Origin of the sequence: Agrobacterium rosae, assembly GCF_002915175.1 — a bacterium.
GTDB classification, from domain to species: Bacteria; Pseudomonadota; Alphaproteobacteria; order Rhizobiales; family Rhizobiaceae; genus Agrobacterium; species Agrobacterium rosae.
The window spans coordinates 299,250-318,018 of record NZ_NXEJ01000001.1; the positions used below are offsets into that span (position 1 = coordinate 299,250).

Annotated in this window: 19 protein-coding genes; 8 read left to right on the forward strand and 11 right to left on the reverse strand. The window is 57.1% G+C overall.

Translation table 11 applies throughout. The features are described 5' to 3' along the window. Positions 1–303 precede the first annotated feature (303 nt). Positions 304–1,935: a glucose-6-phosphate isomerase gene (gene pgi, locus CPJ18_RS01540; RefSeq protein ID WP_103656717.1), complete on the reverse strand. Its 1,632-nt coding sequence runs from the start codon at positions 1,933–1,935 to the stop codon at positions 304–306. Between the two features lie 106 nt (positions 1,936–2,041). After that, the gene (locus CPJ18_RS01545) at positions 2,042–3,745 is read right to left on the reverse strand and encodes a long-chain-fatty-acid--CoA ligase (protein WP_421423567.1); all 1,704 of its coding nucleotides are present in this window, start codon (positions 3,743–3,745) and stop codon (positions 2,042–2,044) included. 290 nt (positions 3,746–4,035) lie between these two features. On the opposite strand from CPJ18_RS01545, the gene CPJ18_RS01550 reads away from it, so the two are divergent. The 5 genes from CPJ18_RS01550 (at position 4,036) to CPJ18_RS01570 (ending at position 9,073) form a co-directional block, all read left to right on the forward strand. Beyond that, positions 4,036–5,088 (forward strand): ABC transporter ATP-binding protein, encoded by a 1,053-nt coding sequence (locus tag CPJ18_RS01550; RefSeq protein WP_103656719.1) that lies wholly within the window; start codon positions 4,036–4,038, stop codon positions 5,086–5,088. 149 nt (positions 5,089–5,237) lie between these two features. After that, a complete protein-coding gene (locus CPJ18_RS01555; protein ID WP_103656720.1) occupies positions 5,238–6,245 on the forward strand; it encodes a Fe(3+) ABC transporter substrate-binding protein in 1,008 nt (335 codons plus the stop codon). 257 nt (positions 6,246–6,502) lie between these two features. Further along, positions 6,503–8,179, forward strand: a complete 1,677-nt coding sequence (locus CPJ18_RS01560) for an ABC transporter permease (protein ID WP_103656935.1) — start codon at positions 6,503–6,505, stop codon at positions 8,177–8,179. Between the two features lie 96 nt (positions 8,180–8,275). After that, on the forward strand, positions 8,276–8,557 hold the full coding sequence (locus tag CPJ18_RS01565; protein ID WP_103656936.1) for a DUF2218 domain-containing protein: 282 nt from the start codon (positions 8,276–8,278) through the stop codon (positions 8,555–8,557). 123 nt (positions 8,558–8,680) lie between these two features. Continuing rightward, positions 8,681–9,073 carry a PRC-barrel domain-containing protein gene (locus CPJ18_RS01570; protein ID WP_103656721.1) on the forward strand — a complete coding sequence of 131 codons (393 nt, stop codon included), beginning with the start codon at positions 8,681–8,683 and terminating at the stop codon, positions 9,071–9,073. 162 nt (positions 9,074–9,235) lie between these two features. Here the strand turns inward: CPJ18_RS01570 and CPJ18_RS01575 are convergent, their stop codons facing one another. The 5 genes from CPJ18_RS01575 to CPJ18_RS01590 all read right to left on the reverse strand — a co-directional run bounded on the left by CPJ18_RS01575 (position 9,236) and on the right by CPJ18_RS01590 (position 13,205). Next, positions 9,236–9,481, reverse strand: a complete 246-nt coding sequence (locus CPJ18_RS01575) for a DUF982 domain-containing protein (protein WP_077105326.1) — start codon at positions 9,479–9,481, stop codon at positions 9,236–9,238. 102 nt (positions 9,482–9,583) lie between these two features. Continuing rightward, positions 9,584–9,766, reverse strand: coding sequence for a hypothetical protein (locus CPJ18_RS26525; protein WP_077119475.1), 183 nt, complete (start codon positions 9,764–9,766; stop codon positions 9,584–9,586). A 58-nt stretch (positions 9,767–9,824) separates the two neighbouring features. Further along, positions 9,825–11,042 carry an SAM-dependent methyltransferase gene (locus CPJ18_RS01580; RefSeq protein WP_103656722.1) on the reverse strand — a complete coding sequence of 406 codons (1,218 nt, stop codon included), beginning with the start codon at positions 11,040–11,042 and terminating at the stop codon, positions 9,825–9,827. Further along, on the reverse strand, positions 11,029–11,847 hold the full coding sequence (locus CPJ18_RS01585) for a DUF1365 domain-containing protein (RefSeq protein ID WP_103656723.1): 819 nt from the start codon (positions 11,845–11,847) through the stop codon (positions 11,029–11,031). Before CPJ18_RS01585 ends, CPJ18_RS01580 begins: the two co-directional genes overlap by 14 nt. Then, a complete protein-coding gene (locus CPJ18_RS01590) occupies positions 11,844–13,205 on the reverse strand; it encodes an NAD(P)/FAD-dependent oxidoreductase (RefSeq protein ID WP_103656724.1) in 1,362 nt (453 codons plus the stop codon). Before CPJ18_RS01590 ends, CPJ18_RS01585 begins: the two co-directional genes overlap by 4 nt. Positions 13,206–13,324: 119 nt before the next feature. Here CPJ18_RS01590 and CPJ18_RS01595 point away from each other — a divergent pair, with 119 nt between their 5' ends. Genes CPJ18_RS01595 through CPJ18_RS01605 form a run of 3 tightly spaced genes read left to right on the forward strand, consistent with a single transcriptional unit; the run spans position 13,325 to position 15,067 of the window. Beyond that, the gene (locus tag CPJ18_RS01595) at positions 13,325–14,002 is read left to right on the forward strand and encodes a sigma-70 family RNA polymerase sigma factor (RefSeq protein ID WP_083716450.1); all 678 of its coding nucleotides are present in this window, start codon (positions 13,325–13,327) and stop codon (positions 14,000–14,002) included. After that, the gene (locus CPJ18_RS01600; protein ID WP_103656725.1) at positions 13,999–14,658 is read left to right on the forward strand and encodes a ChrR family anti-sigma-E factor; all 660 of its coding nucleotides are present in this window, start codon (positions 13,999–14,001) and stop codon (positions 14,656–14,658) included. Before CPJ18_RS01595 ends, CPJ18_RS01600 begins: the two co-directional genes overlap by 4 nt. Positions 14,659–14,671: 13 nt before the next feature. Beyond that, on the forward strand, positions 14,672–15,067 hold the full coding sequence (locus tag CPJ18_RS01605; protein WP_103656726.1) for a DUF2177 family protein: 396 nt from the start codon (positions 14,672–14,674) through the stop codon (positions 15,065–15,067). On the opposite strand, the gene CPJ18_RS01610 is transcribed toward CPJ18_RS01605, so the two are convergent. Genes CPJ18_RS01610 through CPJ18_RS01625 form a run of 4 tightly spaced genes read right to left on the reverse strand, consistent with a single transcriptional unit; the run spans position 15,052 to position 18,766 of the window. Then, positions 15,052–16,437, reverse strand: a complete 1,386-nt coding sequence (locus CPJ18_RS01610) for an FGGY-family carbohydrate kinase (protein WP_153366843.1) — start codon at positions 16,435–16,437, stop codon at positions 15,052–15,054. The two genes, CPJ18_RS01605 and CPJ18_RS01610, sit on opposite strands and share 16 nt — an antisense overlap. Beyond that, a complete protein-coding gene (gene rhaM / locus CPJ18_RS01615; RefSeq protein WP_103656727.1) occupies positions 16,434–16,757 on the reverse strand; it encodes an L-rhamnose mutarotase in 324 nt (107 codons plus the stop codon). Before rhaM ends, CPJ18_RS01610 begins: the two co-directional genes overlap by 4 nt. Before the next feature lie 3 nt (positions 16,758–16,760). Then, complete coding sequence (locus CPJ18_RS01620) at positions 16,761–17,768, reverse strand: ABC transporter permease (protein WP_103656728.1); 1,008 nt, start codon at positions 17,766–17,768, stop codon at positions 16,761–16,763. Beyond that, positions 17,765–18,766 carry an ABC transporter permease gene (locus CPJ18_RS01625; protein ID WP_103656939.1) on the reverse strand — a complete coding sequence of 334 codons (1,002 nt, stop codon included), beginning with the start codon at positions 18,764–18,766 and terminating at the stop codon, positions 17,765–17,767. Before CPJ18_RS01625 ends, CPJ18_RS01620 begins: the two co-directional genes overlap by 4 nt. Positions 18,767–18,769 lie beyond the last annotated feature (3 nt).

Genomic DNA, 18,769 nt, shown 5'->3' on the forward strand with positions numbered 1-18,769 from the left:
AAATGACCGTTAGCAACAGCAGACGACCAGACAGGCCTTGTGTCAGGCCGGGCGCTTCGCTCTGCGCATCCGCATCCTGACGGTCTGTCCTGTTTATGACGGTCGAAAACACCAGGCCTGTTCCTGTCGATGCGAGGGCCTCTGATTCCATATCGGTGCGAAGCCGCAATTCCAAGCGATAATAGGGTTTTCCGCTCGATTTTCAAACGCAGGATCAATGAAACAATGGACCAAAACAAAACCCGCCGGAAAGATTGGCGGGTTTGTCTGGTGTCTCAAGCTGTCATCGTTGAATAAGGAAAGTCAGCCTTTTTTCGCCAGTCCGGCCAATGTTTTCACTAGGCCCTGCGTCGAGCTGTCGTGACCTTCAGCACTTTCCTTGCCTTCCACCACTGGCAGCAGGCCGGTTGCCAGTTCCTTACCCAGTTCCACGCCCCATTGGTCGAAGGAGTTGATGCGGAACAGAACGCCTTCGACGAACACACGATGTTCGTAAAGCGCGATCAGGCGGCCGAGCGCAAATGGCGTCAGCGTGTCGTAGACGAAGGTGATCGACGGGCGGTTGCCGGTGAAGACGCGGTGAGGGGCGATGAAATCGGCCTTCTTGTCGTCCATGCCCTTTGACGTCAGCTGTTCTTTTGCCTCGGCCAGCGTGCGGCCCTTCATCAGCGCTTCCGATTGCGCAAGGCAATTGGCGATGAGCAATTGGTGCTGGTGGCGCAGTTCCGGCTCGAAGCCATTGGCTGCAATCATGAATTCGGCGGGAATGACGCTCGTGCCCTGATGGATGAGCTGGTAGAAAGCGTGCTGACCGTTGGTGCCGGGCTCTCCCCACACGACCGGGCCGGACTGGCCTTCGACGGGCGTGCCGTCGATGGTGACGCCCTTGCCATTCGATTCCATGTCGAGCTGTTGCAAGTAGGCAGGAAAGCGCGACAGCCGCTGATCGTAAGGCAGAATGGCGCGGGTCGAATAATCCAGAACGTTGCGGTGATAAAAGCCGATCAGGCCGAGCAGCATCGGCAGGTTCTGGCGCACCGGTGCCTGACGGAAATGCGTGTCCATGGCATGGGCACCATCCAGGAACTTGCCGAAATTATCGGGGCCGATGGCGATCATCAGCGGCAGGCCGATGGCCGACCAGATGGAATAGCGACCACCCACCCAATCCCAGAAACCGAAGACGCGGTCGCTATCGATGCCGAAGTTGGCGACCTTGTCGAGGGCTGTGGAAACAGCGCAGAAGTGATGCTTGACGGCGTCTTCGCCCAGCGTGTCGGCGATGAATTTGCGGGCCGTCGCCGCATTGGTCATCGTCTCGATGGTGGTGAAGGTTTTCGATGCGATGATGAAAAGCGTTGTTTCCGCATCGACCAGCTTCAGCGTATCGGCAATATGTGCGCCATCGATGTTGGAAACGAAATGCGCGCGCGGACCATCATGAAACGGTGCCAGCGCCAGCGTTGCCATGACCGGGCCGAGGTCGGAGCCGCCGATACCGATATTGACGATATCGGTGATTCTTTTGCCCGTCGCACCCTTGAGCGCGCCGGAGCGGATGGCATCGGCAAATTTGCCCATGGCGGCAAGGACGCCGTTCACGTCAGGCATCACATCCTTGCCATCAACGAGGACAGGCGTGTTTGAACGATTGCGCAGCGCGGTGTGCAGAACGGCGCGGCCTTCGGTGAAGTTGATTTCTTCGCCCGAGAACATCTCGTCACGCTTCTTCTCGACGCCGCCTTCAATAGCTAGCTTTTCGAGAAGGGCCAGAACGTCGTCGTTCACGGCGCATTTGGAGAAGTCCATCAACAGATCGTCGAAGCGGGCGCTGAACCGTTCGAAACGTTTATCGTCGGCGGCGAAAGCGGCGCGAAGATCGGTGGCCTTGGTCTTCGCGGCGGTGGATTTCAAGTTTTCGACGATGGCCTGCATGGAATGCTCCTCATGCTCCGGGAAAGGATGAGGAAACTATTCTTTTTCATCGGGCTAAATCAAGGCGCGATCACCAAATCGATTGAAATATCGCAAAGCACACCAATCAGTTAGCCAGCTTTCGAAGTTCGCGGCGCAGAATCTTGCCGACATTGGTCTTGGGCAATTCCGCAATGAACTCGATATGCTTGGGGCGCTTGTAGTTGGTCAGGCTGATCGCGCAAAAGGCTTTAAGGTCTTCGGCGGTCAAAGCAGGGTCCTTTTTGACTACGTAAAGCTTCACCGCTTCGCCGGAGTGCTCATCGGTCACGCCAACGGCTGCACATTCCTGTACGCCGGGGTGGCCAGCCGCCACTTCTTCGATTTCATTGGGGTAGACGTTGAAACCGGACACCAAAATCATGTCCTTCTTGCGGTCCACGATCTTGGTGTAACCGGCTTCATCCATGAAGCCCATGTCGCCGGAGCGGAAGAAGCCATCCGGTGTCATGACCTTGGCGGTTTCATCCGGGCGCTGCCAGTAACCGGCCATGACCTGCGGGCCGCGAATGCAGATTTCGCCGACTTCGCCGAGCGCCAGGCTATTGCCGTCATCGTCGCGAATGTCGATGTCGGTCGATGGCACAGGCAAACCAATGGTGCCGCTGAAGTCGCTTCGGCCCAGAGGGTTGACCGTGGCGACGGGCGAGGTTTCAGAAAGACCGTAGCCTTCGCAGATATGGGTGCCTGTGACGGAGGCCCAACGTTCTGCGACAGGCCGCTGCACGGACATGCCGCCGCCCATGACCAGAACCAGCGAGGAGAGGTCGAGTTTGCGGAAATCCTCATTGTTCAACAGGGCGTTGAACAGCGTATTGATGGCTGGAAACACATGTGGCGTGTAGCCGGAAAGCTCCTTGACGAAGCCGGGAATGTCACGCGGGTTGGCGATGAGCAGATTGTGCCCGCCAAGTGCTACGCCCATCAGCGAATTCACGGTCAGCGCAAAGATGTGGTAGAGCGGCAGAGCGCAGATGAAATTCAGCACCTCGGGCCGTTTTTTGTGCAGGAAGACGGCGTCCATCCAGAGCGAGATTTGCTGCTTATTGGCCAACAGGTTGGCGTGGGTCAGAACCGCGCCTTTGGAGATGCCCGTCGTGCCGCCGGTATATTGCAGAAAGGCCACATCTTCCCGGCCGATCTGCGCAGGTTTTAGCTGAAGATTGCGGGATTGGTTGAGCACGTCTTTGAAGCTGACGGCCTGCGGCAGGGAGTATGCCGGAACCATCTTCTTGACCTTGCGCACCACGAGGTTGACGATATGGCCCTTCAAGCCGAGCAGATCGCCCATCGTGGCGACCACGACGTGTTTGACATCGGTATGCGGCAGCGTTTGCTGAACCACATTTGCGAAATTTTCCAGCACGAACAGCGCCTTGGCACCGGAATCCTTGAGCTGATGGGCAAGCTCTCGCGGCGTGTAAAGCGGATTGACGTTCACCACCGTCAAGCCCGCACGAAGGATCGCATAAGTCGCAACGGGGTTCTGGAGAATGTTCGGCATCATCACCGCAACGCGGTCGCCTTTTACCAGGCCGATCTGTTGAAGCCAGGCACCGACCTTGCGTGTCTGCTCCTCAAGCTGGCGGTAGGTCAGAGACTTGCCCATGCTGGAAAATGCCTTGCGATCCGCATAAAGCGTGCAGCTTTTTTCCAGAAGTTCTGCAAGGGAAGAATAGCCGGGGTCGGGAAGCTCCGCAGGCACGCCTTGCGGATATGAGGCAAGCCAGGGGCGCGGTATGATACGCGTTTCCTCGAATCCCAAATTCATGTCGCTCATTCTGTCCTCCCATGCCGGCATTTGCAAAATCTGCAATCCTATCTGCCAGCTCCTCAGCCAAACAGTCATGCATTCGCTCATTTTGCAATCGTAGATGAAGCCTCCAAAACCATCCACTCACATCAGCGTATTTAACTTTGACGTAAACGTCAACTATCGCTCCTTCAAATCCAAAGGCTGATGTGAAGGCATCGCTTGCGGTGCGGAAAAGGATTGGCTTTTGACTTTAATCCTGATTTGCGCAATCAACAAACCACACGGAAAGCATATGGAAATGGCACATGTCGGACATCGCCGCACTACAGCTCAACAGCATCGGAAAGCGTTTTAGCAACGTCGACGTGCTCGAGGATATCGATCTGACAGTCATGCCCGGTGAGATCATATGTCTGGTCGGTCGGTCCGGTTGCGGCAAATCCACACTGCTGCGCATCATTGCCGGTGTCGAGACGCCGGATGCCGGTGCGGTCTTTATGAACGGGCGGGAAATCGCGGGGCCGACGACCTTCATGGAGCCGGAAAAGCGCCGCATCGGTTTCGTGTTTCAGGATTACGCGCTGTTTCCGCATCTGACGGTCGAACAGAACGTGCTGTTCGGCTTGAAGGGTCTGCCGAAGCCGCAAGCCCGGGCAAGAGCCGCCGATATGATCGAGCATGTGCGCTTGACGGAGCTGGCCAAGCGTTACCCGCACACATTGTCCGGTGGCGAACAGCAGCGTGTCGCCTTGGCCCGGGCCTTGGCTCCCAAGCCGGACATCCTGCTCATGGATGAGCCATTCTCCAATCTCGACCGTGGGCTCCGCGACAGTGTGCGCGAGGAAACACTTGGTCTGCTGCGAGACCTGAAAACCACCGCCATCATGGTGACGCATGACCCGGAAGAAGCGCTTTCGGCAGGCGACCGTGTGGTCCTCATGCAAAATGGCCGGATCGTGCAGAGCGGCACGGGCTATGAGCTGCACGACAATCCCGTCAGCCGTTATGCTGCCGATTTCTTCTGCGCCTTCAACAAGGTGGAAGGCACGGTCAGAAACGGACATCTCAACACGCCGATCGGTGACTTTCCTCATAAGGGCGATTTGCGTGAGGGTGCCAAAGCCTTCGCCTATATCCGCCCCAGTTCGATCACCATTTCGACCCCTAACACCGGCGCAGATATTTCCGGGCGGATCACCAACCGGGTGTTTATGGGTGAGATCGAGCAGGTGTCGGTCAGCGTCGGTGGTCTTGCGCAGGATTTGCGGGTTCGCAGCATGCGCCGAAGCCCTGTGGACGTGCAAGATGTCGGCATTTCGATCGCGAAGGACAGTGTTCTGATGTTTACTTCCGATTGAATTTCATTTTTTCTATCCTTTAAAAGGCATCATATTCAACTCATAGTGATGATATCCCCCTAAAAATCCATTGGTTATAACTTGATTTAATCGATCAGGTATGATGCATGCATCTCCGACATCATTTTCACGTCACGAGGGGGATAAACATGAGATCATTGACCGTTACCACGATCGCGCTTCTGGCAAGCACGGTTGCCGCAAATGCTGCGGAGCTGAACATCTATACGACGCGCGAACCAGCGCTGATCCAGCCGCTGCTCGAAGCCTTTACCAAGGAAAGCGGCGTCAAGGTCAACACCGTGTTTCTGAAGGACGGTCTCGCCGAACGCGTTCTCAGCGAAGGCGCAAGCTCACCCGCGGACGTTCTGATGACGGTGGATGCCGGTAATCTGGTGGATCTGGTTGACAAGGGTGTGACGCAGCCGGTGGAATCCGAAGTGCTGACCAAGGCTATCCCAGCCGAATTACGCGACGCCAAGGGTAACTGGTTTGCGCTTTCCATGCGCGCCCGCGTTCTCTACGCCGCCAAGGATGTCGATGTCTCATCGTTCAACTACGAAGACCTCGCTGACGCCAAGTGGAAGGGCAAGGTTTGCATTCGCGCCGGCCAGCATCCTTACAACACGGCACTCTTTGCGGATTACATTGCTCACCACGGCGCTGAAGCGACCGAAAAGTGGTTGGCAGGCGTGAAGGACAATCTGGCCCGCAAGGCTGGCGGCGGCGACCGTGATGTTGCCAAGGACATCCTCGGCGGCATTTGCGACATCGGCATTGCAAATTCCTACTATGTCGGCCTGATGCGCTCCGGCAAGGGTGGTGAAGATCAGGTCAAGTGGGGCGAGGCCATCAAGGTCGTTCTACCAACCTTCAAGGATGGCGGTACGCAGGTGAATGTCTCTGGTGCAGCGGTTGCCAAGAACGCACCGAACAAGGCCGAAGCCGTGAAGCTTCTCGAATATCTGGTGTCCGATGAAGCCCAGAAGATCTATGCCGAAGCCAACTACGAATATCCGGTCAAAAAGGGCGCTGGCCTCGACAAGATCGTCGCATCCTTCGGTGACCTGAAGATCGACAGCAAGCCCCTGACGGAAATCGTGTCCCACCGCAAGGAAGCCAGCCAGCTGGTGGATAAGGTCGGCTTCGACAATTAAGGGCCAAGAGGCATGACGCGCGTGGACCGGATGCGTTGAGTTCTTTGCGCTCACCACGCACTCCTCCGTCATCCTCGGGCTTGTCCCGAGGATCTGCAACGTAGCGGGTTTGGTGACGTGAGTGGATCCTCGGCACAAGGCCGAGGATGACGTGGAGCCAAGTGCAACCGTCTGCAAAATCAGGCACCCGTTTCACGCGGGTGCCTTGCTCGTTTCCAGCAACCTCGTTTTCGCGCAGCAAAAACCTCAAGATCAGCATGCACTCCACAACCAGCACAGCCATCCCTTCAAAACCCAGACTGCGGCTTAACTCTGCATTCTGTTGGCTGTTGGCATCCTGCATCATCGCGGCACTCGCCATGCTGCCGGTTCTGGCGCTGCTGTCCGAAGCTATCAAGGGCTCGACAGGATTGTGGCAGCATCTGACCGACACTGTTCTGGCAACCGCGCTTCCTGAAACGCTGATCCTTCTGCTGGGCGTTGGCCTGCTGGCGGGCATTCTCGGCACGACAAGTGCCTGGCTGGTCAGCGCCTATCGGTTTCCCGGACGCAGGCTGTTGGAATGGGCGTTGCTGCTGCCACTGGCCATGCCCACCTACATCATTGCCTATGCATATCTCGATATTCTGCATCCGCTTGGGCCGGTACAGGGAGCGGTGCGCTTTTTGCTTGGATATTCCAGCCCACGCGAATTTCGGCTGCCGGATATCCGCTCGATGACGGGCTGCATTATTCTGCTCGGTTTCGTACTTTACCCTTACGTCTATATCCCTGTCAGGGCGATGTTTTTGACGCAGGCAGGAAATCTTCTGGACGCTGCGCGTATGCTTGGCACCTCAAGACATGCCCTGTTTCTCAAGGTCGCAGTACCACTTGCCCGGCCTGCCATCGCCGTTGGTGTGAGCCTAGCGTTGATGGAAGCGCTGAACGATATCGGCGCATCGGAATTTTTGGGCGTGCGCACGCTGACCGTGTCGATCTACACCACCTGGGTGACCAAGTCGGATCTGCCCGGCGCGTCACAGATTGCCCTGTTCATGCTGCTTTTGGTCGTGGCCTTGGTTGCGATGGAACGATGGGCGCGCCGCAGGCAACGCTACTCCACATCGGCCCAGAAAAGCGCAGTTCTCGCCCCGCTTCAACTCCAAGGCCTGCGCGGCTGGCTGGCCTTCGGGCTTGGAACCGTTCCGATCCTGATCGGCTTTGCCGCGCCGGCTGCCTACCTTGTGGTCGAGGCCTGGAAGCGTTTCCAGTTCAGCGGTCTCTCGTCACGCTTTGCAGATGAGGCGGTGAATACCATCGTCGTTGCCGGAATTGCCACCGTTGTAACCGTCGGCGCGGGGCTGGTGGTTGCCTATGCGATGCGCTTGTCACCCGGCAAGGTGTCGCTCTGGTCCTTCCGCCTGGCGACGGTCGGCTATGCCGCACCCGGAACCGTCATCGCTATTGGCGTGCTGATCGTGCTGGGTGGTTTCGACCGGGTTGTCGATCAAACAATGCAGCAATGGTTCGGCGTCTCGACCAGTCTCTTGCTGATCGGTAGCGGATCAGCTTTGATCTTTGCCTATGTGACACGTTTTCTGACGATTGCAGGCGGCGGTATCGATGCTGGGCTGAGCCGCATTCCGCTCTCTTTCGATCAGGCGTCCCGCACCCTTGGCCGAACCGCGACCGCCACTTTCCGCAGCGTTCACCTGCCCTTGTCGAAAGCGGCAATGGCCGCTGCCGCCTTGCTGGTGTTCGTGGACTGCGTAAAGGAACTTCCAGCCACGCTGCTTCTTCGCCCGCTGAATTTTGAAACCTTCGCCACCCATCTCTATGGGGAAGCGGCGCGTGGCACCTATGAAGAAGCCTCCATTGCGGCACTGGCCATCGTGCTGATTGGCATTCTGCCCGTGGTGTTGCTTGCCCGTGTTGGCCGTGTGCGGACGTAAACGATCCGCGCTTTGTTACCCTCTTTTCATTTGCCAAATCTTTTCGCTGCGAATATTCATGACAAATATAATCATGTTTATATGGAAGGAAGCGATATGCTGGAAGCAAAATCTGAACTGGTAACGGAAAGCGGCGGCAAGTATCTCGTCCAGCTTTTCAAACATTTTGCGCATAAGATCGAGGTCAACTACTCCGATAGTCACGGGGAATGCACCTTTGATTTCGGCACCGCCAGCCTCGATGCGGAACCGACAGGCCTGAAAATTGCAGTGACTGCACCGGACGAAGAGAAACTCGAGCGGGCTAAATCGGTTGTCGAAAGTCACCTGCTGCGCTTTGCGTTTCGTGAAAACGTAGACAAACTCGACTGGCACTGAGGTGAATTCCAAACGCTCGATGCAACGCTCGAAAACCACGTTGTGTACACTTTAACGGAACGATTTCGGCGTCGCTTGGTTTACAAACCATAACGAATACAAAACCTAAGGAGGAAATACGTTATGATACATCATGAACCTCGCGCCGGTCAGGACCCTTACGTCAAGGATACACCAAGCTTTATCGCCAGCGATAAAGTCGAGGGTACAAGCGTATACGGTGCCGATAGCAAGAAGATTGGTTCCATCCAGCGCATTATTCTCGAAAAGCGCGGCGGCCGCGTTGCCTATGCCGTTCTCAGCTTCGGCGGCTTCTTAGGAATTGGCGACGACTACTACCCACTGCCATGGGAAAAGTTGCACTATGACGAAGAGCTTGATGGCTACCGCATTGATCTTACGAAAGAGCAGATCGAGAACGGTCCGAAATATGCCAATCGCGATGATGACAGCATGTTCGGCAATGACGACCGGAAGGTCTACGATTATTACGGCGTACCGCCGTACTGGATGTAATATCCAAAGACGAGATGATGGCCCCGATTGGGGCCATCACGACGTCTAGGCGTCGTGTTGTCCACCATAAAATTTCAGCTGTGACGACCGTTTAAAAAACAAATTTCCGACAACACGAATGGCCCCATAAGGGGCCACTTGCTCATCGGCTTTGATGTATACTCAATGAGGCTTTTTGCTTCTCGCTTCCGAGACGGCATCCTCAAAGCACTTGCGTGCCTCTTCGGGTGTCTTGCGTCCGTCGAGTGCCGCGCGGCAGGCGCTACGGGCTCGTACGAACGTCAGGCCACGCGTGTGCGGCCAATCTTCGGTGAGAAGTGCCAGAGCGTCGAACGGCCCGGCAATAATGTTCTTGTTCGTCGTGTCGAAATTCACTTCGACAGGCTCTGTCCATCTTGTCAGTTTCATCGGACGCCTCCCTAACAGCCCATGTCAACGTACTGAGCGTCAACATGGTTCCCGTTAGGGAGGATATTTCACTTTTTCAAATTTACAATCTTAAAGTTGTTATTAGCGAAATCCGAAGAAAGACAGAATGGCGAGAACGATAACGACGAGGCCGACGATGTAGATGATCTGGTTCATGGAACATACTCCGCGTTGAGAACCGGACGAGCCGGAAAGTCTGTTCCGAAACGTTCGATGCTGAATAAAGACACTCATCGTAACGTGAGTGTCTTTGCGAAGTTCCATGAAGCTTCTATTTTTCGTTGTGCACGAGCATATTGTGCCCTGCAGCGTGATGCAGAAATCAGGACGCTTTCAGCTGAAACTGAACGACATCGATCGTACCGGCCCGGAAACCGGCTGCGCAGTAGTGAAGGTAATATTGCCACATCCTGCGGAAGCGCTCGTCAAAACCGAGCGGCTCTATGCGTTGCCAATTGTTGACGAAGGCTCGGTCCCACAGCATCAGCGTGTGATCGTAATCCTTACCGAAACGCAGCATATCGGGAACGGTAAAGCCCTCGACTGCGGCAGCTTCGCGGAAGGCAGTGATGGTCGGCAGCATTCCACCCGGGAAAATGTAGGTCTGGATGAAGTCCGCGTTACGGCGGTAGTCATCGAAGCGGGTTTCATCGATGGTGATGACCTGCACCATGGCCTCGCCGCCGGGAGCCAGCAATTCCCGCACACGGCGGAAATAGGTCGGCCAGTTTTCTTCGCCCACCGCTTCGAACATCTCGATCGAGACGATCTTGGAATAGCGGCCCTGGCAATCGCGGTAATCCTCAAGCCGGATATCGGTGCGATCAGACATGCCAGCCTTTGCGAGACGGTTTCTCGCAAAATCGGCCTGTTCTCGCGAAAGGGTAAGACCGGTGACGCGGCACCCCGTCTTGCCGACGGCATATTCGGCGAAACCGCCCCAGCCGCAGCCGATTTCCAGAACGTGATCGTCAGGACCAATCTTCAACTGCTCGACAATGCGGTCGTATTTGGCGTTCTGCGCATCTGCCAGACTTTGTCCCGGCGTCTGAAACAGAGCCGAGGAATAGGTCATCGTTTCATCCAGCCAAGTCGAATAAAAACGATTGCCGAGATCATAGTGGAAAGAAATGTTGCGGCGGCTGCCGGACTTCGAATTGCGGCGCAGGCGGTGGCGAAGATAGGCGAAGGCGGAGAAGATCTTCGATGGCTCCGACACTGAAGACCAGTTCTTCTCGTTGGCGATGGCGACTTCCAGAAGCGCCGCTATGTCGGGCGTATCCCAATCTCCATCGATGTAGGCCTGAGCAAATCCGAGGCTGCCGCCCATCAACAACCGGCGCACGACGCGGCCGCGGTTGAGCGATATCACGCCATGTGCGCCAGGCTCACTGCCCTTGACGACGTATTCATAGCCGCCCGGAAAAATGACAGTCAGGCGGCCTTGGGTCATGTTGTTCAAACGGCGGCAGATCATTCGCTGCCAAAGAGGTGCGTCTTCCATGAGAAACGGTACAGTCTCCTGCTCAGCGTGGCTCATTTTTCAGGTCTCCCATGGTTCCCGCATGTTGCGCGACGATAGAGCTGGCAACGCGGTTTTTTGCAGCCTTGTGGCGATAGATCGGATTGCCTTTTGCCCACAGCAAAAGGGCCTCCCAGTGGATTGCGCCCATGATCTTCAAGGTCATCAGCGGGTATGACAGCAAAGCGCGCAGCAGCGCACCGCTGGTTAACGGACGACGCTCACCGGCAAAGGAGGCGAACAGCAGATCACCCTGTTGATCGCGCTCGTTGATGGCGACCATAACCTTTTCAGAGGGCGGCAGAATGCGGAAATCATAGGTGCATTCCATCGGCACGAAGGGCGAAACATACATTTCCTTGGCGCAGGAATGCCGCACCACATCGTTTTGGTTGGCACCGGTTGGAATGATGTAGGTGTGGCGCTCGTGAAAGGTGTTTCTGACTTCGTAGAGAATGGCCACGAGGCGGTCTTCGTCATGGCAAAAATACACGGTCAGCGGATTAAAGACGTAACCGAAGATGCGCGGGTAGCACAGCATGTCCACACGCAGTTTGCCCTGCGGAACGTCGATATCTGCCTCCGCCAAATGGTGCGCAACCCAGCGCTTCAGGCCATTTTTTTCGCCAACCCCATGATCGCTGTCGTGAAAGCTGAAAACTGACCATCTGTTGTAGCCGAAGAAGCGCAAGCCCTTGTCCAGCAGCGGCAGCTCATCCAGATCCAGCAACAGCGAAAACACGCGGTAGCGCATCTTATGCGCGTGCGGGCGGTGGCGCGCATGCACGACATGTCCGGCATAAATGGCGGAGCGCAACGTCATGATGCCAGCGCCTTTTCCGGCGCGAGGAAGATACGACCGGATTCGTTTTCGACGGTCCAGGGACGTTTGACGCCGCCCAGCGCTTCGGCCACGGCAAGGCCCGATTGCAGACCGTCTTCATGGAAGCCGCTGCCGAAATGGGCACCGCAGAACCACGTATTGCGTCGACCCTGCAGGCTCCACAATTGCTTTTGCGCGTCGAGTGCTTTGGTGTCGAACAGCGGATGCGTATAATCGAAGGCGCGGATCAGCTTGGCCGGATCAATCGGGCGAGACGGATTGAGTGTGACGAACAACGGTGTTTTCTCATCGATGTTCTGAAGCCGGTTCATCCAGTAGGTCACGCACAGCTGTTCGGTGCCCGTGGAGTTCGGCTCGCTGAGGTAGTTCCAGCTGGACCAGACATTGCGACGTTTCGGCATCAGGCTTTCGTCTGAATGCAGCACGGCGGCGTTGCGGGTATAGTCGAAAGAACCCAGCAACGAACGCTCCTGCTCATCTGCATCCGGCAACAGGGCCAGAGCCTGATCGGCATGGATGGCGATGACCACATCGTCAAATGTCAGAAGCTGACCCGCGCGGTCCAGGACCTTCACGCCATCGCCACTGCGCTGCACGCCGGAAATCTGGCTGTCGACAACAACCGTTCCTTTGAACTGAGACATCAGGCGCGAGACATATTCGCGACTTCCGCCTTTGACGGTGCGCCATTGCGGGCGATCCGCAAGCTGCACAAGTCCGTGGTTGACGAAAAAGCGGATGAAGGCCTGCAAAGGGTAGCTGCGCATATCGGCTGCCGTCGTCGACCAGATCGCAGCGCCCATCGGCAGCAGGTGGTCGTCAACGAAGCTTAGGGAATAACCGTTCGCGTCGAGATAGTCGCCAAGGCTGATCGTCTGCAACGACGGGTCCTTAAGAAGATCGGGGGCCCGTTTGTAAAAGCGCATCACATCGCGCACCATCGACCAGAAGCGCGGGCGCAGCAGGTTGGATCGCTGTCCGAAAAGGCCGTTGATATCAGTGCCCGAATATTCCATCTGCCCGCCGCGCAGTGAGGCGGCAAAGGACATGTCGGAGGCAGACGTCTCGACGCCCAGATGGTCGAGCAAAGCCACAAGATTTGGATAGTTGCGCTCGTTATAGACGATAAAGCCGGTGTCGACGGCAATCGCTGCCTTGCCGGGCTGGTCTACGGAAACCGTGTTGGCATGGCCACCAAGCCTCCCTTCGGCTTCGAACAATGTCACATCTGCGGACTTATCCAGCAACCAAGCAGCGGAAAGGCCTGATACGCCCGAGCCGATGACGGCGATGCGGCGTCTGGCAGGCTTGTTGCTGGTGGCTGTCGTGAAGTCCATGATGTCGGTTCCGCATTTATTATGTCAGTCAATACGAGCGAGGCGAGCCAGTGGATTGCCGAACGCGCATTTTTTTGTTTGGGGTGATCCGCTGATGATCTGCCGGCGTAATCCGTTTCATGACAATAAACGTTTCCATAGCTGCCCCTGCATGGCAATATATGACGCGCGAGCGGAACAGTCCGGTTGCGGGCAAGCTGTTTGGAAGCGGAGTGAAGCCGATCCGCATGAATGATATCGCCAAGAACAATATCGAAAGCGAATGTCCGGCCCTGATAAGGGCAGTTGCTTCCGAGCGAAGCGTCGAGGCTTTCGAGACGCTTTTCCGGTATTACGGACCACGCGTGCGGACATATATGTTACGGCAGGTGCGCGATGCACAGGCCGCTGAGGAACTGATGCAGGAAACCATGATAACGGTCTGGAACAAGGCTGCCTTGTTCGACCCCGCCCGCGGCAATGTCTCCGCGTGGATATTCAGAATTGCCAGAAATCTGCGCATAGATGCACACCGCAAGAACAAGCGTCCGGAATTTGATTTCAACGATCCGGCCTTCGTGAAGGACGATGCGCCTGCTGCCGATACGCAGCTTGAAGAGGTGCAGGATGCACAACGTCTGCACCGAGCGCTGGCGCAGTTGCCGCAGGAACAGCTCGATCTGTTGAAACGCTCGTTTTTCGATGAAGTATCCCACAGTGCGATCGCCGAACAACTCGGCCTTCCCGTGGGCACCGTCAAATCACGCATTCGGCTGGCCTTCGCCAAGCTGCGAACTGCACTGGAGTCACGCACATGAGTGTACGGCACCACGTTAGCGATGAGTTGCTGCTGGATTACGCTTCGGGAAGCCTCGGTGAGAGCTGGAGCCTTGCTATCTCGACCCATCTGGCCCTGTGTCCCGAGAGCCGCCAACGACTTTCCGAGATGGAAATGACCGGCGGCGCGCTTCTGGATGATATTGGCCCCACGCGGGACGCTTCCGATGCCGATTGGGACAAGATACGCACACTGTTGCAGCCCAACACGAAGCCCGTGGCTTCTGATTTGCCAGCGAAGCAGTCCGTCAAGGCCGTTTTGCCGGAACCGTTGCGCTCCTATGCCGGTGGCGATGTGGACGTGCTCAAGTGGAAACAGCTTGGCCCCGGCGCTTACCACTTTCCTATTCCCACCAGCGATGGTGAGGCAATCGTTCGCTTGTTGCGCATACCGGCGGGCAAGCCCGTACCGGAACACAGCCACGGTGGACGGGAACTGACGGTGGTTCTGGCCGGAAGCTTCATGGATGGCAAGGACGTGTTTCGCCGCGGCGACTTCGAAGAAGCGGATGAAGACCTGACGCATCAGCCTGTGGCGGGTGAGGGTGAAGACTGCATCTGCCTTGCGGTGACGGACGCACCACTGAAATTCAAGAGCTGGCTGGTTCGCCTGTTGCAGCCGGTTCTCGGCATTTAAGGAAAATAAGACGATGGAATTGATAATCGCCTATATCGGCACGGCCGTCGTCTTTTTTGGCCTGGATTTCGTCTGGCTGTCGAAGTCATCGAGCTTTTACAAGCGCGAGATCGGTCCGCTTCTGCTGCCAAAACCCAATTTCGCTGCCGCCGGTATCTTCTACCTGTTTTACATCGCCGGCATCGTCTATTTCGCCGTTGTCCCGGCCATCAATGGCGGCGGGTGGAGCAAGGCTCTTATTGCGGGCGCACTCCTTGGCGGCTTCGCCTATGGCACCTATGACATGACCAATCTTTCCACTCTGAAGGGTTGGTCGTGGCGTTTGTGCGTGGCCGATATCCTTTGGGGAACGTTCCTGACAGGCCTCGCAGCCACCGGCGGTTTCTGGCTGGTTCAGGCCATCGCGTAGTCGGCTTTCACCATCTCACGCCATCTGTCGTAGTAGCTCAAGAGGCCGTGTAGCGGCTGCACCGCGTGATAGGACTGGCGTGGTGCATGGCGGGTGGCAAGCAGTGCCGCACCCAGCGCCGTGCCTGACGGGCTGTTGCTATCCGTCACCAGCACATCCGATCCGGTCATTGCTGCCAGCGCCTGCGTATAAACGCTATTGCTGCCGAAAGGACCTTCCACGATGGTCGTTTGCGCATCGCCAATCAGCGAAAGGCAGGACGCCGTCATCATTGCGGCATAGAGGCTGGCCGCAACATGGCGTTCCGTGTCGCTGCGCGGTTCGTTCAACCACTGGCCTTTGCGACCGGGGTACGGACCCGACCCCTCCACGGCATTTGGCAGATAGAGAATCTCATCAGCCAGCACAGCGTCCAGCGCCGCCCCAAGCTCAGCCTCGCTCGGCGGTTTTATACCCGCCGTCAGCATCTCGAATTCCCGCCCGCCCATGAAGCGTGCCGAGGGAACCGGCTTTCCGAACGCATCGACATTGACCAGCGTATCGCGGGCCGGATCCAGCTTTTCAAGCGATGCACCGACACCGAAACAGATGACCCATGTCCCCGTGGACACCACCGAAAACGGGCCTTTGCGCACCATCAGATGCGGCAGCAGCGACGCATTGGAATCATGCAGCCCGCAATAAACAGGCATGTCGTGATCGATGCCGATTTTCACTGCGATATCAGGCAAAACCGTTCCTAGTGCATCGAATGCCGAGCGCACAGGTGCGAACAGAGTGGCGATGCCGAGTGTTTCCGGCAGGCTCGAAAACGCGGCCTTGCCCGGTTGCCAAAGATCGGTGTGGCAGCCCAGCGACGTCGCCTCATTGGCCTTCACTCCGGTCAACCGATAGGCCCAATATTGCGGATAGGTCAGGATGTCGGTGACAACAGCGAAGGCGTCCGGAAATGCAGTCTTCTGATAATGCAGCTGCGCCCCGACATTCAGCCCCATGGGCAGAGCAGGCGAGAAGGTCTCTTCAAAAGGCGGGCGCAGAGCCGCGTAGGCTTTTTGGATGTCGTCGGGATAGCTGTGTTCGTAATCCAGCACCGGCAGCACCAGATCGCCTTGGCCATTCAGAAGAGCAGCACTCGCCCCATGGGTGGTGATGGAGATGGCCTGATATCCCGGCTCCGCTCGAAACGCCGCCAGCCCCTCGATGATAAAACTCCACAGCGCCTCGATATCGTAATGCGGGTAGGGTGGGGCGCTCAGAACCCTGTTGGCGATCTTGCGAGAGGCGATTTCCTCACCCCTCTCGCCATCGACCACGATCAGCTTGGCGTGCGTCTTGCCGATATCGATGACGGCGACATTCTTGATGGTCATGGCAGGCAAAACAACGTCACGAGGTCGGTCGCAACCGGGGAGTTATCCGGGTTGCTGTCCATGATATTGGCCATATGCGCCCACCAGCGTTTCATCACCGGATGGTCGGGTAGTACGGCCATGCCGTGATTTTTTGGGCGGGTCAGAACGCCGAAGAGAATATTGGTTTCCGGGTCGAGATGGATGGAATAATCGCTCACGCCCGCCTCGTGCAGCAGCGTTACCAGTTCCGGCCATATCTCATCATGGCGTTTCCGGTATTCGGCTTCCATGCCCGGAAAGAGCTTCATCTTGAAGGCGTGTTTTTCGAATTCTGGCATGGTCTACCTCATGGCCCGCAAACGGCGCACGACGATGGGAATGGCGATGGTAATGATCAGCAGCAGGCCGACGAAAATCGACATGACGATGCCGGGGACGTTCAAGAGGCCAAGCCCGAAGGTGACGAGACCCATGACGAAAGCCGCAATTACCACGCCGCCAATGGTGCCGGAGCCGCCGAGAATGGAGACGCCGCCCAGCACCACCATGGTCACCACTTCCAACTCCCAGCCTTGCGCGATGGATGGGCGGGTGGAGCCGAGGCGTGAGGTGAGGCAGACGGCGGCGATGCCACTCATCAAACCTGTCAGCAGGAACAGGATGAACTTCACCCGCTCCACCGGAATGCCGGAAAAGCGCGCGGCAAAGGGATTGGTGCCGATAACGAAGACCTGACGCCCAAAATTCGTGGCATGCAGCAGAATGGCGAAGATGACAGCCATGACCACGAACAGCACAAACTCAAACGAGATGACCCAGAACACATAGCCCTGCCCGAAATAGGCAAAGCTCTCAGGATATTTGCCAAAGGCCTGATCGCCCAGCACCAGATAGGAAATGCCGCGAAACAGGCTCATCGTGCCGATGGTGACGACGATGGAGGGCAACTTCAGCCCCGCCACCAGAAAGCCGTTGAAGGCACCACAGGCAAGACCGGTGCCGATGCCGATGGCCACCAGCCCGGGCGTGCCGACCCCCATCTGCACCGCATACCCCATGGCGGTGGAGGCCAGCGCGATGATGGCGGCGACCGAAAGATCGATTTCACCAGCGACGATGAGCAGCGCCATGGCGAATGCGATCAGCGCCTTTTCGGTAAAGTTGAAGGTTGCGTCGGAGAGGTTATAGGCATCGAGGAAATAGGGCGACGCGAAGGAATTGACGATGAAGATCAGGATCGCCACGCCTAAAAGCAGCACTTCCCAGCTGGCCATGATGCGCTTGAACGGCGTGCCGAGCTTGTCTGGAATGACGCGGGGCGTCGAGGTTTCGGGTGCAGCCGTGCTCATGCCGATGCCTCCTTGGCGATTTCGGTCTTGGCCCTGTCACGCAGGACGATGCGGCCCTTCTTGGCTTCGGCACGCGCGTTGAAGACCACGGCCAGCACGATAACGACGCCTGAGATCGCCATCTGTGCGAAGGGCGAAATGCCAATGACCGGCAGCGCATTCTTGATGACACCGAGAAACAGCGCCCCCAGCACAGCACCGGCCACCGAGCCGATGCCACCGGCAATCGATATGCCGCCGATCACATTGGCCGCAACGCTGTCCAGTTCGAAACCCGAGGCGATGTCGACATAGGCGACGGCATAACGCGACACCCAGAGGTAACTTGCCAGCCCCGCCAGCGCGCCCGAAAGAACAAAGGCCAGAAAGCGCGTGCGACCGACATCGATGCCCGCATAGACCGCAGCCCCAGAATTGCCGCCCGAGGCATAGGCCGAGCGTCCGAAGGACGTGCGTGTCAAGACCAGCCACGCGCCTGCAATGATCAGGATCGCGACCCAGGACAAAACCGGCATTCCCAGGATTGGCGTGCGTGGAACGTTGAGAAACGTCGGCGACATCTGATGTGCATTGACCCAAGCGCCACCTGAGAGAACAAAGGCCATGCCGCGATAAATCGTCAGCGTTCCCAAGGTGACCACGATGGAGGGCAGCCCCAGCCACCATACGAGAATGCCGTTGATAGAGCCCAGAAACGCGCCGATGACGATTGCCATGGCAATAAGGAAGGGCAGGGGTATCGAGGGAAAAGCCGCATTGGTCATAGCCACCGCCATGCCTGTGAAGGCGAGGTTGGCGGCGACCGAGAGATCAATGGATTTCGTCAGGATAATGCCCATCTGGCCCAGCGCCAGAATGATGAGGATCGAAGTGTCGTTGAAGATATTGACGAGATTGGCCGGGCGCTCGAAGCCGGGGGAGCGCAGCGAGAAGCCTGCGATCAACAGGATGATGATGCCTGCCAGCAGCCATTCGCGATTTTTGAGCAGTCTTTTCATGAT